The organism is Pseudomonas fuscovaginae SE-1, from assembly GCF_000364705.1.
Lineage (GTDB): Bacteria > Pseudomonadota > Gammaproteobacteria > Pseudomonadales > Pseudomonadaceae > Aquipseudomonas > Aquipseudomonas fuscovaginae_A.
In genome coordinates, this window is sequence record NZ_AQOH01000058.1 from 1 (window position 1) to 13,219 (window position 13,219).

The window sequence follows — 13,219 nt, forward strand, 5'->3', positions numbered from 1 at the left end:
GGCGCAGAATTTCGATCCGCGCCTGGGGCCGCCACCGCCACACTTTCGGCGTCCGCCCCGGCCGTGGTTCGGAGGGCCGTTGGTGCCCCTGACCTTCCAGTTCATCGCGCTGATCATCGCCGCCTGGTATGGCGCCAAGCTGCTCTCCCGGCCAATCCAGCGCCTGAGCGAGGCGGCTGAACGCCTGAGCGAAGACCTCGACAGTCCGCCGCTGGATGAAACCGGGCCATGGGAGGCCCGCCAGGCCGCTGCCACCTTCAACCTGATGCAGCAGCGCATCCGTGAGCAGGTGCAACAGCGTGGGCGCATGCTCGGTGCGGTGTCCCACGACCTGCGTACGCCGTTGTCGCGCCTCAAGCTGCGCCTGGAACAGATCGACGATGCGAAACTGCAAGGGCAGATGCGTCAGGACCTGAACGACATGATCGGCATGCTCGACGCCACCCTGAGCTACCTGCATGAACAGCGCACCAGCGAAGCCATGCAGTGGATGGACGTGCAGGCCCTGGTCGAGTCGCTCTGCGAGAACGCCCAGGACCAGGGCGCCCAGGTCCGCGCCAGCGGTCATTGCGCGCCGCTGCTGGTACAGCCGATGGCCTTGCGCTCGTGCCTGAACAACCTGATGGACAACGCCCTGCGTTATGCCGGCGATGCCCTGATCACCCTGGAGGACAGCCGACGACGGCTGATCATCCGGGTCATCGACCACGGACCCGGCATCGCCGCCGACAAGCGCGAAGCGGTGTTCGAGCCGTTCTACCGCCTGGAAGGCTCGCGCAACCGCAACTCCGGCGGCGTCGGCCTGGGCATGACCATCGCCCGGGAGGCCGCGCAGCGCCTGGGTGGCGAGCTGCAACTGGAGGAAACCCCAGGCGGCGGGTTGACCGCCGTGGTCACCCTGCCCCGCGCCTGAGCGCCCTGTGTACCGACCGGTACAAAGCCTACATACCCTCGACACCTGTCCCTGGGAGTCTGCATGAGCCGGTGCACCGTCACCGGCCCAGCCAACACTTAGGGAGTGAGCACCATGATCGGTAGCGTCAGCAGTCTACTGAGCTACGTCGGCTACAACAGCACGACGACGGCCACGCAACGCCAGCAACAATTCCAGAAGCAACTGCTCGCCAAGCTCGACACCAACGGCGACGGTTCCGTCAGCCAGGATGAACTGAGCAGCGCCCTGTCCAAGGACAGCGACAACAAGCTGCTCGCCGACCTGAGCCAGAACTTCACCTCGCTCGACAGCGACAGCAGTGGCGGTATCAGCCTCGACGAACTGGCCGCGCTCAAGCGCCCGGAACGCGCTGATCGCGCCCCCGACACCCAACTGGCCGATGCCCTGCTCAAGGCCTTGGACACCAATGCTGACGGTACCCTCGGCAACGACGAACTGAACACCGGCCTGACCAATGCGGGCATCAGCACTGACAGCGCCTCGCTGTTCTCGTCCCTGGACAAGGACTCGAGCGGCAGCCTCAGTGTCGACGAACTGGCCGCGGCCTTCGCGCCACCACCGCCGCCGACACAACTGTCGAGCAGCCAGCTGTTCAGTCAACTGGACACCGATGGTGATGGCAGCATCAGCCAGGCCGAACTGGCCAGCGCATTGCAGGGCACCACTGACAACTGTGCGAGCAGCGCCAACACTGCCAGCAGCACCACGACGGCCAACACCAGCAACACCGCCAGTGCCGTACTGCTCCAGGCCTTGGCAGACGCCAGCGGCACCACCCGCACCACGACTCAGACGGCCCAGGAAAACATTGCCGAAGCTCTCAGCCGGCTGCTGGTCAACCTCAATACCCAGTATCAGAACCGCAATACCGTGACCGCGACCAGCAGCACCGCGGCTGCGGCCTGATACTTGCAGACACCGCCCACCTTGTGGGAGCCGGCTTGCTGGCGATAGCGATATTTACAGCGCTGCGGGTTGTGTTGGATGGCCGCCCGCAAGCCGGCTCCTACAGGTCTTTAATCGTGCACAGAACAGACGTGCAACGGGGGCTCTGTAGGAGCTGGCGGTGCGGCTTGCGCAACTGCGGAATACGCTACCGATAAATGTCAGACTTTCTCCTCGCGCCGCCCCTGGCTCGCGCTCCAGTCGAGCAGCAGGCTGTAGGCCACTGCCAGGAGAGTCGGACCGATGAACAGGCCGATGAAACCAAAACTGATCAATCCGCCGAACACACCCAGCAATACCACCACCAATGGCAGGTTGCCCCCCCGGCTGATCAGGTAGGGCTTGAGCACGTTGTCCACGCCACTGATGATGAACGTGCCCCAGATGCCCAGGAACACCGCCATGCCGTACTCGCCCTTCCACACCAGCCAGGCCGTGGCCGGAATCCATACCAGCGGCGGCCCCATGGGAATCAGGCTGAGCAGGAAGGTCGCCAGCCCCAGCACCAGCGCGCCGGGCACCCCGGCGATGAGAAAGCCTATCAGGGCCAGTACGGCCTGGGCCGCCGCCGTACCGATCACGCCGTTGACCACCCGCTGCACGGTGCCGGCCACCAGTTCCTGGTAGTAACCGGCCCGTTCGCCGATCAGCCGCTCCAGCAGGCTGAGCACGAACGCCGCCAGCCGTGGACCATCCCGGTAGAAAAAGAACACGAAGAGGATGCTCAGGGTCAACTCGAGAATCCCGCCGCCGATCTGCGCACTACGGGCCAGCAGCCAGTTGCCGACCTGCCCCAGGTACGGCTTGACCGCCACCATCAGCGCCGCCCCCTGCTGGTCGACGGTGTTCCAGAAGCCCACCAGCCGCTCACCGACGATCGGCACCCCCGCCAGCCAGGCCGGCGCCTCGGGCAGACCATCGACCTGCACATCCCTGACGAACGTCACCGCATCGCGCACATGGTCCGCCAGGTTGAGTCCCAGCCACACCAGCGGCGCGGCCACCAGGACCGTCCAGCCGAGGGTCAGCAAGCCGGCAGCCAACGATTCACGCCCACCCAGCAGGCGCGTCAGCAACACCATCAGCGGCCAGCTGGCAAACGCCAGCACCGCCCCCCAGAACAGCGCCGACCAGAACGGCGCCATCACCCACAGGCTGGCACCAAACAGCACCAGGAGCAGTATCTGCACCAACAGCCGATCATTATTGAGCATGGGGATTCCACAAAAAGGTCAGAAAGGAAAGCTTAGGCGAACCCACGAGCGTGCGTTCGCCCCTGCCGCGACTAGCGCAACAGTTCCAGATGCAGGCCAGCGGTGCGGCTGTCGCCCAGTTCCAGCCGCGACGCCCTGACGCCCGCGGCCACCAGCGCCTGGCGCCAGGCTTCGGCGGAGCCGCCCGAAAGACTGATGCGGGAGGTGGTGTCGAGGTTCAGGCCCCGGGATATCAGGGTGATCCAGGTGACCTGCGGCGCGCCGACCAGTGCCGGCAGATCGAGCTTGCCGGTGTCGCGCAACTCGCGCGACAGGGTTGCCGAGGTTGGCAGCAACTCGCCCAGCGGCGCGTTCGCGGCAAATTGCTCGACATGCAGGTACGCCCGCCGGTTGCCGCGGGTAATGCTGTACAGGACCATCAGCGAATCCTCCTGTGGCGCCGCCAGACGCAGCAACAGGTAGGCCTGCTGGTCATCGGCCCCGGACAGCAGCGAATTGCCGAAGACCTCGTTGGCCCACAGGCTGTTCTCGCCACAATCACGGGCCTGGCACCAGAACAGCAACTGCGCGCCCTGCCTCTGCAAGGCTTCGCGCGCCACGGTAAAGGCCTCGTTGGCCGTATGTTCCGGTGGCAGCTCGTAGGTTACCGAGGTCATCAGCCCACGGGCGTTGACCTGGCCTTCGCTGCGCAGCCGATTGCTGATCTTGCGAATCGAGCCTTGTGGATAAATGCGCTCCAGCTCGGTCGGTGCCCGGTAGTCGACGATCTGCGCATCGGCCAGGCGCGGCACCAGCGGCAGATCATGGCTGCCCGGCACATCAGCGGCCAGCAGTACGCCGCTGAAACAGGCCAGGCCGAGAGCCCCGGCCAGGGTTGTGGATAACTTCATCGGATCGGCAGCGCCTGAACAGGCGGCACGAGTGCCGGAGCGGAACGACACGAAGTCGTGGCAGTAGCGAGGTCTGGCATGGTTGTCTCCCTTTCAACCCGCCCAGCCTCGACAGTTGCCGGGCGCAAGTCAAGGCATGGCGAAGAAGCGATTGAAACAGTCTGCAACAAGGGCTGCCCCGGCCTCGTCGTTCAGGTGCAGGTGATGGCCACCGGGCAGCACCTGTTGCCTGAAGGGTAGCTGCTCCAGCAGGCTGCGGTGCTGCGCCAGCATGCCCTCCTCGGCCACCACCAGTTGCGCTGGGCAGGCCACCCGACGGACGAAGGCCATGGCCTGCTCTTCGGTCAGGCGCAAGGGCGAGGCCAGGGTCAGGCGATTGTCGCTGCGCCAGGTGTAGCCACCCGGAACCGGCATCAGCCCGCGCTGGGCGAGCAACTCGGCAGCCTCGCGGCTGACCGCCACCAGGCCCTTCATGCGCGCCTCGACGGCCTGGTCCAGATTCGGGTGCACGGATTTGCGCTTGTCTGGCAGCCGCAACTGCGCCTGCAAGGCCATGCCCAGGCGCTCGGCCGCGCTTTCGCCGCTGGCGGTCGGCGGAATCACGCCATCGATCAGCGCCAGGTGCGAAACCCGCTCGGGCAAGGCGCCGGCCAACACCACCGAGACAATCGCGCCGAGGGAATGCCCGAGCAGGGCGAAACGTTGCCAGCCCAGTTGCCCGGCCACCTGCAACACGTCATGCACGTAGTCCCAGAGCGCATAACCGGCACCGACCGGGCGATGCCCGGAGTGCCCGTGACCGGCCATGTCGAGAGCGACGATGCGCAGCCCCTTCAGCTTCGGCGCCAGGCGGGCGAAGCTGTTGGCGTTGTCCAGCCAGCCGTGCAGGGCGATCACCGGCAGCCCATCTTCCGGGCCGAACAGATGGGCCGCCAACTCGATATGCGGCAGACTCAGGCGCACCTCCTCGACCGCCGCGCTCATGGCTGCCGCCCTTCGCTGGCACGCCGCTCCCAGCGGGTGAAGATGTCCTTGAGCAGTTGCGCGGTGTCTTGCGGACGTTCCAGCGGAAACATGTGGCCGCCGGGCATGCTCAGGGACTCACCCTGGGGCAGTTGCCTCACGGCGCGGGTGTGATGGCGCATCACCACACGACTCGAACGGCCACGCACCACGGCCAAGGGCACCTTCAGGTGACGGGCCAGACCCGGACTGGTATGAGGCACACCGCGATAGATCCTGATTTCGGTATCCGGATCGAAGCTCAGGCGCAGGCGGTTGCCCTCGGCACGCAGACCATGCTGCAGATAGGCGTCGAGACAATCCGGGTCGAACTCGCGGAACAGGCGCTTGCCAGCAAAGTACTGGCGCGCGGCTTCCAGGTCGCTGAACTCCTCGCGCCGGCCCAGGGTGCGCCCGGCCGGGGTCAGCCGGTCGATGAAGCCCAGGCGCTTGGCCGCGCGGATCACCCACTGGTCGGTACGGGTCAGCACCGGCGAGTCGAGCATCACCACCCCCTTGTACAATTGCGGGCGGCGCAGGGCCGCATGCAGGTGCAGCACACCGCCGAGGGAATGACCGACGCCCCAGACCGGGCCGGGCTGCCGTTCGAGGTGGTGGATCAGTTCATCGACCAGGTTGCGCCAGTTGTCGTCCACCGGGAAACGCGGGTCGTGGGCATGCTGTTGCAAATGGGCAACCTCATACTCCGGTGACAGGGCGGCGAACAGCTTGCCGTAAGTACCCGAGGGAAAGCCGTTGGCGTGGGCGAAGAACACGTGTTGCGACATACCGGAACCATTTCAGGGAGAACAGATGTCCATTGTCGACAGGACACCCGCCGCCAGCAATGACCGTAACTGCCAGGAATGATGACAGTCCGGTCAAGCCTATGGCGCCGCTCAGCGGCTCGGCGGAGTCTGGCCCAAAGGCACCACGGCCATGGTCAGGCGCGAGACGCAGTTGGTCTTGCCGTCGTCGCTGCTCAGGCGGATGTCCCAGACGTGGGTACTGCGGCCGATGTGGATCGCCGTCGCCACCGCCGTCACGCGCCCGCTGCGCACGCCACGCAGGTGGTTGGCGTTGATTTCCAGGCCCACGCAGTAGTACTGGCTGGTATCGACGCACAGGTAGCTGGCCATCGAACCGACGGTCTCGGCCAACACCACCGAGGCGCCGCCATGCAGCAGGCCGAACGGCTGGTGCGTGCGATGGTCGACCACCATGCTGGCAGTCAGCGACTGCTCGTCGAAGGACTCGAAGCGAATGTCCAGCACCTCGCTGATGGTGTTCTTCGCCGAGGCATTGAGTTGGTCGATATTTGGAACGGTGCGCCACAAGGCCATCTTGCAATCCCTCTGTTCTTGTCTGTCATTCCTGCCACAGTACCGGTTGCCCGCGCTCGCTCCAGCCCTGGAAACACGGACCGTAGCGCTGCTCGATCACCGGCCGCCTGATCTTCAGCGTGGGCGTGAGAAAACCGTTTTCCACCGTCCAACTATCTTTCACCACCACCAGCGCGCGCAAGCGCTGATGCTTGTCGAGGGCCTGGTTGACCTCCTCCAGCAGGGCCGCGAGCCCCGCCTGCAGGTTCGCCCGCGGCGTCTGGCCGGCGCTGGCCGAGAGCACGCAAAGCCCCAGCGGCGCCGGCAGGCCGTCGCCGACCACGCAGACCTGCTCGAGCCAGGCATTGGCCGCCAGGCGGTTCTCGATCGGTGCCGGAGCCACATACTTGCCCTTGCTGGTCTTGAAGATCTCCTTGAGCCTTCCGGTCAGGCGCAGGTTGCCCCCCGCATCCTGCTCGCCCTTGTCGCCGGTGCGCAGGAAGCCATCGGCGGTGAGGGCTTCGGCGGTTTTCTGCGGTTCCTTGTAATAACCCAGCATGGTCGCCCCGCTGCGCACCAGCACCTCGCCCCGCTCGTCGATACGCACCTCGACGCCCGGGCACGCCTCGCCGATCCATCCCGGCAGGTGCCGGCCCACCCGGCAGATATGCGAGTAACCGCTGTTCTCGGTCATGCCATAGACTTCGAGCACCTCCAGTCCCAGGCGCCGGTACCAGTGCAGCAGCTCACGGGGCACCGGTGCCGCACCGGACAGGGCGATGCGCAGGGCATCGAGCCCCAGCCCGGCCAGTATCTTGTTTCCGACCCGCCGCCCGAGCAGCGGCAGGCGCAACAGAAAATCCAGCCGCGCCGGAGCGACTTTTTCGTAGACGCCCATCTGGAACTTGCTCCAGATCCGCGGCACCCCAAACATCGCCGTGGGCCGCGCGCGCCGCAGGTCGACCAGAAAGGTTTCCAGACTTTCGGCGAAAAATACCGTCTGCCCGGTGAAGATCGACGCCTGCTCGACAAACATCCGCTCAGCCACATGACACAGCGGCAGGTAGGACAACACCCGATCGCCCTCCCCCAGGCCGAACAGGCCGATGGCGTTATTGGCGGCGAACGACAGGGTCGCGAAACTGTGCATGACGCCCTTGGGCTGGCCGGTGGTGCCGGAGGTGTAGATCACCGTCGCCAGTTGCTCCGCCGCGGGCCGCGGATCGTCCTGGATCGGCGGACAGGCCAGCAGATCGCTCCAGCGCGAATCGAACGCTCCCGGCGGGCACAGCGGCAGGCTGATGGTCGGCAAGCCCGGCCTGACCCCGGCCGACATGCCAGGCCAATCGTCGAGTTTGCCGATGAACGCCAGCACGACCTCGGCGTGCTCGAGCACCTGGGCAACGGATTCCGCGGTCAGGTTGGGGTACAGCGGCACCGAGACATGCCCGGCCATCCAGATCGCCAGGTCGGCAATGATCCAGTGGGCACAGTTCTTCGAAATGATCGCCACATGACTGCCGGCGGGCAGTTCCCGCGCCCGCAGCCAATGGGCCGCGCAGCGGGCCTGGCGGCCGACCTCGGACCAGCTCAGCGTCTGGACCTGGCCGCCGCCGACCGGCTGGACCAGGTACGGTTGGTGGGGATGGCGAGCCTCGCGCTCGTAGAAGACTTCCAGCGGCAAACGAAAAGCGGCAGACATGAGACTCCCTCCCTTTTGTTTTTATTCCGGAGACGAACCAACCAAGCACTTGCTTGGTGCACTATTTCACGGGCGGGACGGCACTGCAAGTCCATCCCCTCCCGCAGGGGTGCCGGACGGCACGAAACAAGGGTGGAATCTGATAGCCGGGTGGTTCGGGCTCGGGTCGAATTCCCGGTTTCCCAGCCCTTTGAGAGGCGTCCATGTCGACGATAGGCAATCTCTTGCGAAGCTTCATTCCCTTGCGCGGTCGCCGCATACCGGCGGGACAGCACCCTGCCGCGGCCGGAACGGAGCGCCCCCGGCAGCCCTGGCCAGGACAATCCCCGGCGTCGGAACCGTCAAGGATCGAGAGGGACATGACCCTGCTGGGGCTCAAGGACTCGCTGGACTCGGCACGGGCCTTTCTCGGCGCCAGCCCCACGCTGCGCGCCTATCCTCTGGGCGGCCTGCTCGAACTGATGGTGGCCAGCACCCTGCGCTTCCCCAATATCCTGCGCAGTTGGGACGGCGTCCCGCTGGAGGGCGGCGGCCGGGTGTCGCTGCATGTCCAGAAGAAGCTGTTCGACCTGCGGGTATCGACCACGCTCTCTCCACCGCTGACCAAGGCCTTGAAGCACTGCGCCCTGAACATCGCGGCGAATCTCGACGACGGCACCGCTGAACGGCTCCTCGACGATATCGACATCCGTCGGCCGTTCAAGGAATGGAACAAGCATGCGATCTGTGAGGTACTGCGCACCCTGCAGGTGACCAACGTCAACATGACCGGTGTCGATCTGAGCGGCGGCGACTTGGCCGGGGTGCGCTTCTTCGGCCAGTATCACGAGACGAATTTCATGGCGGCCAATCTCAAGGGCGCCATGCTCTCGAGCGGGTTCAAGGGCAACAACTTCGACCATTGCGACCTGCGACACGCCATGCTCTCGGGCTATTTCGAGCAGTGCAGTTTCAAGGGCGCGAAGGTCAACACGATGACACTGAGGCAGGCTCGCAGCGAGTTGAACGGGGCCGTGCTGACCCCGTGAAGACGCTCAGACGTGATGAACGCCGTTGAGCGTCATCGCCCCGGCCAGTGGCCAATCGCCTTGCAGCTCCGCCAGGCTGGCGGTGTTCATCGGCTGCGGGGTGCGCAGGTGGCCCGCTTCCAACAGGCTGATCAGGCTGCCAACCAGCGGCTGGTGACTGACCAGCAACAGGTTGTCGGCGGTATCGAGCTGCTCCAGCACCCGCGCCGGGTGAGTGTCCGGAGTCAACCAGGGCGCGGTGATGATCGGCGCCTCGAACCCCAGCACATCGCGCACCAGTTGCGCGGTCTGCTGGGCTCGCACGTAGGGGCTGGCATAGATCGCCGCCAAGGGTTGACCGATCAGGTGAGCGGCACTGCGCAACACTTCCTGCCGGCCATGGACAGTCAAGCTGCGTTCGGCATCACTGCTCACCTGGGGCTCGGCCTGTCCATGGCGCAACACCCAGAGTTTCATAGCTTGGGTTCCTCGTCACGCACCGGATGCGACGCCGGCGGGACGCTGTGCGGCGCCTCGCCTTCCGGCGCGCGCGGGGCCGGCCAGTCGGCGAACGGCCAGGGCTTCTGGTCGCTGTGGAAGGTGCCGAAACGGCCGATCTGGGCAAGGAACTGGCTGAGACTGTCGCCGAAGTTCATCAGGTTGCCGCTCGGCGCGCCGTAGAACAGCCGGTAGGCCAGCTGTATCAGCACCACGGCGCCGAGAATGAACTGCGCGACCTGCCAGACCAGCAGGAACACCAGCATCCACAGCACCCGCAGCACGATGGATTCATATTTGGCTTCATTCATGTCTTGCTCCTGTTGCGTGGAATCAGTTGAAACCGCTGGTGGAAATGAAATCGACGTCGGTCTTCGGCTCGCCGCGCATCAGCAGGGCGATCACCTGCTCGAGCGTGCGCCCCTCGAACAGGATGGCATGCAGACCGGCCACCAGCGGCATATAGACATTCAGTTCCTGGGCCTTGGCCTTGAGCACCTTGAGGGTATTGACCCCTTCGGCGACCTCGCCCAGGCGGTTGACCGCCTCTTCCAGGCTCAGGCCCTGGCCGAGGGCAAAACCGACCTGGTAGTTGCGGCTCTTGGGCGAGGAGCAGGTGACGATCAGATCACCGACCCCGGCCAGGCCGAGGAAAGTCATCGGGTTGGCGCCCTGACTCACGGCGAACCGGGTCATTTCCGCCAGCGCGCGGGTGATCAGCATGCTCTTGGTGTTCTCGCCCATACCGAGCGCCACCGCCATCCCGGCAATGATCGCATAGACGTTCTTCAATGCTCCGCCCAGCTCGACGCCAAAGCGGTCGGCACTGGCATAGACGCGCAAGGTGCTGCCGTGCAGGGCCGCCTGGACCCGGCTGCAGAGTTCCTCATCCTCGCTGGCGACCACGGTGGCGGTCAGGGCATGCTCGGCCACTTCACGGGCCAGGTTCGGCCCGGACAACACGCCGATCCGCGCCAGTGGGGCAATGTCCGCAAGGATTTCGCTCATCAGCTTGAAGGTCTGGGGCTCGATACCCTTGGTCAGGCTGACCAGCAGCTTGCCGCGCAGGCGCTCGGCATGCTCGGCCAGCACGCTGCGCAGGGCGCTGGACGGCAGCGCGACGAAGAACAGTTCGCAGCCATCGAGCGTCGCGGCCAGGTCGGTCACCGGCTCGACCGCCGGGTGAATCCTGATGCCCTTGAGGTAGCGTGGATTCTCGCGATTGACACGAATGGCCTCGGCCTGCTCGGGGTCACGCATCCATTGGCGCACCCGATGACCGTTCTCGGCCAGCAGATTGGCCACGGCGGTTCCGAAGCTCCCGCCCCCCAGGACCGCAATAGGGTGCTGTTCAGTCATATGCAATCCGTTTTTACCAATGGCGATGGCCGCATTATACGGAGCCACCGGGCGGCAGCCAGTCCCAAACGCATTCGGCACGCGACGCTCTGACGCGAGGATTTTTCCGCGCTCGCGGACGGAATGCAGGCTCTGTGCCATGGCAAACCCGTCCAGCTCGGTTAACATGGGCGGCTATTACCTGCGATCAAGGTTGATCCGTGTCTTCTGGCCCGCCCTTTCACCACGCCTTCGTCCTCCTGGCGCTGATGTTCAGCACTCCCGTGCTGGCCGACGATCTGTTCCTGGAAAACCAGCCGCTCCCCGAGGTGTTGACCGCCACGCGGCTGAAACAATCCCCGGCCTCGGTCCCCGGCAGCATGACGGTGATCGACAACGAATTGATCAAGGCCAGCGGTGCCCGCGATATCGCCGAACTGCTGCGCCTGGTGCCGGGCATGATGGTCGGCTACACCAACGGCAACCAGGCGGCGATCAACTACCACGGTACCGACGCGAGCAACGCGCGGCGCATGCAGGTGCTGATCGACGGCCGCTCGGTGTACCGGGCGGGCCTGGCGACCGTGGACTGGAGCGACATTCCGGTGGCCCTGGAGGATATCGAGCGCATCGAGGTGTTCCGCGGCCCGAACACCGTCAGCTATGGCGCGAATGCGCTGATGGCGGTGGTCAACATTCTCACCAAGTCGCCCGGCAGCACCCACGGTTCACGGCTCAAGGTCACCCGTGGCGAGCGAGGCATCAATGACTGGTACGCCAGCCAGGGCCTCGGCTGGGACACCGGCGACCTGCGCCTGTCGATGTCCGGCCAGCAGGACGATGGTTTCGACAGCGATCGCGTCGGTGCGGACTACCGCGACAGCCGGCGCCTGAACCGCTTCAACCTGTCGGTCAGCCAGATGCTCGACGAAAGCCAGAGCATCGACTGGCAGTTGAATGCGAAGGAAGGTACCAACCAGCGGCCCTACACCTACCAGGCGGTGTTTCCCGGCATCCAGAAGGCTGGCAACAACTCCGACGTGGTGGCCAAGGACTACGCCGCCTCCCTGCGCTGGAACCTCGACCTCAGCCCGCGGCACAGCCTGTACGTCCAGGGCTCGGCCCAGCACTGGGATCGCCAGCAGGTCTGGCGCGCCTGTGATGCCAAGGTGTCGTTCAGCCCGCAACTGACCCAGTTGTGGCAGCTCAACCCCAACTACGCGGAAAACCTCGCACGTCACATGACCAACTATTCGGCCGGCAGCCCACCGGCCGGCAGTGCCGCCGAGCAGGCCCTGGCCAGCCAGGTACTGGATCAATGGAGCAACGGCGGCAGTGACACGGTCTGCGGCAACATCGACCAGAGCACCCGCGAAACCCGCTATGACCTGGAATTGCAGGACACCCTGAGCCTGTCGGACAGCCTGCGCCTGGTCAGCGGCATGAACTATCGTTATGACCGGGCGGACTCCGAAACCTATTTCAACGGCACGCTCGACGACAACACCTGGCGCCTGTTCGGCCAGCTCGAATGGCGCGCCAGCGAACACTGGTTGCTGCAGGGCGGCGCCATGTACGAATACACGCAACTGACGGGCGACTCGCTGACTCCGCGTTTTGCCGTCAACTACCTGATCAACCCGCGCCATGGCCTGCGCGCCGTGTATTCGGAAGCCATCCGCTCGCCGGACATGTTCGAGAACAACGTCAACTGGAGCTACCGGGTGACCAACCTGGACTCGCCGACCTACGGCCGGAACAGCGGCCAGTACTTCGTCAAGACCCGTGGCCCGGGCGACCTCGACAAGGAGCTGATGCGTTCGCGCGAGCTGGGTTACAACGGCTATTTCGTGGACATCGGGCTGAACGTCGACGTGAAGCTGTTCTACGACGAAATCACCTCGATGGTCAGCACGCCCCTGCGCAACAACCAGTTCATCGCCAGCAACGCCAACAATGCGCGCTTCACCGGCAGCGAAACCCAGCTCGACTGGCGCCTGGGCAGCGCCGACCGGCTGCGCCTGACCTACGCCTACGTCGATGTGCAGGCGAGCAACTCCGCCGATGCCAGGTTCACCGCCCGCAACAGCGGCTCGGCCGGCTGGATGCGTGACTGGGGCGCCGGCTGGTCGAGTTCGCTGTTCTACTACGGCGACGATGCGATCAACCAGTACCGCTTCGAGCGGGTCGATCTGCGCGTCGCCAAGCGCATTCCGCTGCACAGGGCCAGCCTGGAACTGGCCGGGGTGATGCAGCAGCGCCTGGACAACCAGCCCCTCACCTGGCCCGACAACAACTATGACCAGCGCCAGGTCCTCTACTTCAGCGCCGAGCTGGAATTCTGAG

General features: G+C 65.2%; 13 protein-coding genes. 4 read left to right on the forward strand and 9 right to left on the reverse strand.

Features of this window, described 5'->3' with window-relative positions; genetic code table 11:
• A partial coding sequence (locus K675_RS0106485) for a sensor histidine kinase (protein WP_017902699.1) occupies positions 1-913 on the forward strand: 913 nt, incomplete at its 5' end.
• Between the two features lie 114 nt (positions 914-1,027).
• Positions 1,028-1,861 carry a XopAW family type III secretion system calcium-binding effector gene (gene xopAW, locus K675_RS0106490; protein ID WP_017902700.1) on the forward strand — a complete coding sequence of 278 codons (834 nt, stop codon included), beginning with the start codon at positions 1,028-1,030 and terminating at the stop codon, positions 1,859-1,861.
• A gap of 200 nt (positions 1,862-2,061) precedes the next feature.
• Here the strand turns inward: xopAW and K675_RS0106495 are convergent, their stop codons facing one another.
• The 6 genes from K675_RS0106495 to K675_RS0106520 all read right to left on the reverse strand — a co-directional run bounded on the left by K675_RS0106495 (position 2,062) and on the right by K675_RS0106520 (position 8,030).
• Positions 2,062-3,114, reverse strand: coding sequence for an AI-2E family transporter (locus tag K675_RS0106495; protein ID WP_017902701.1), 1,053 nt, complete (start codon positions 3,112-3,114; stop codon positions 2,062-2,064).
• A 71-nt stretch (positions 3,115-3,185) separates the two neighbouring features.
• The gene (locus tag K675_RS0106500; protein WP_017902702.1) at positions 3,186-4,004 is read right to left on the reverse strand and encodes a DUF4892 domain-containing protein; all 819 of its coding nucleotides are present in this window, start codon (positions 4,002-4,004) and stop codon (positions 3,186-3,188) included.
• Positions 4,005-4,133: 129 nt separating this feature from the next.
• Positions 4,134-4,988 carry an alpha/beta hydrolase gene (locus tag K675_RS0106505; RefSeq protein WP_017902703.1) on the reverse strand — a complete coding sequence of 285 codons (855 nt, stop codon included), beginning with the start codon at positions 4,986-4,988 and terminating at the stop codon, positions 4,134-4,136.
• Positions 4,985-5,794, reverse strand: coding sequence for an alpha/beta fold hydrolase (locus K675_RS0106510; RefSeq protein ID WP_017902704.1), 810 nt, complete (start codon positions 5,792-5,794; stop codon positions 4,985-4,987). Before K675_RS0106510 ends, K675_RS0106505 begins: the two co-directional genes overlap by 4 nt.
• Positions 5,795-5,905: 111 nt before the next feature.
• Positions 5,906-6,349: a hotdog fold thioesterase gene (locus K675_RS0106515; protein ID WP_017902705.1), complete on the reverse strand. Its 444-nt coding sequence runs from the start codon at positions 6,347-6,349 to the stop codon at positions 5,906-5,908.
• 25 nt (positions 6,350-6,374) lie between these two features.
• Positions 6,375-8,030: an AMP-binding protein gene (locus K675_RS0106520; protein WP_017902706.1), complete on the reverse strand. Its 1,656-nt coding sequence runs from the start codon at positions 8,028-8,030 to the stop codon at positions 6,375-6,377.
• A 359-nt stretch (positions 8,031-8,389) separates the two neighbouring features.
• Here K675_RS0106520 and K675_RS0106525 point away from each other — a divergent pair, with 359 nt between their 5' ends.
• On the forward strand, positions 8,390-9,058 hold the full coding sequence (locus tag K675_RS0106525) for a pentapeptide repeat-containing protein (protein ID WP_017902707.1): 669 nt from the start codon (positions 8,390-8,392) through the stop codon (positions 9,056-9,058).
• Positions 9,059-9,064: 6 nt separating this feature from the next.
• Here the strand turns inward: K675_RS0106525 and sixA are convergent, their stop codons facing one another.
• Genes sixA through K675_RS0106540 form a run of 3 tightly spaced genes read right to left on the reverse strand, consistent with a single transcriptional unit; the run spans position 9,065 to position 10,894 of the window.
• A complete protein-coding gene (sixA, locus tag K675_RS0106530; protein ID WP_017902708.1) occupies positions 9,065-9,514 on the reverse strand; it encodes a phosphohistidine phosphatase SixA in 450 nt (149 codons plus the stop codon).
• The gene (locus K675_RS0106535; RefSeq protein ID WP_017902709.1) at positions 9,511-9,846 is read right to left on the reverse strand and encodes a DUF4389 domain-containing protein; all 336 of its coding nucleotides are present in this window, start codon (positions 9,844-9,846) and stop codon (positions 9,511-9,513) included. The genes sixA and K675_RS0106535 overlap by 4 nt, the downstream gene beginning before the upstream one ends.
• Positions 9,847-9,868: 22 nt before the next feature.
• Positions 9,869-10,894 (reverse strand): NAD(P)H-dependent glycerol-3-phosphate dehydrogenase, encoded by a 1,026-nt coding sequence (locus K675_RS0106540; protein WP_017902710.1) that lies wholly within the window; start codon positions 10,892-10,894, stop codon positions 9,869-9,871.
• 248 nt (positions 10,895-11,142) lie between these two features.
• Between K675_RS0106540 and K675_RS0106545 the strand changes: the two genes are divergently transcribed.
• On the forward strand, positions 11,143-13,218 hold the full coding sequence (locus K675_RS0106545) for a TonB-dependent receptor plug domain-containing protein (protein WP_017902711.1): 2,076 nt from the start codon (positions 11,143-11,145) through the stop codon (positions 13,216-13,218).
• Position 13,219: the final 1 nt, after the last annotated feature.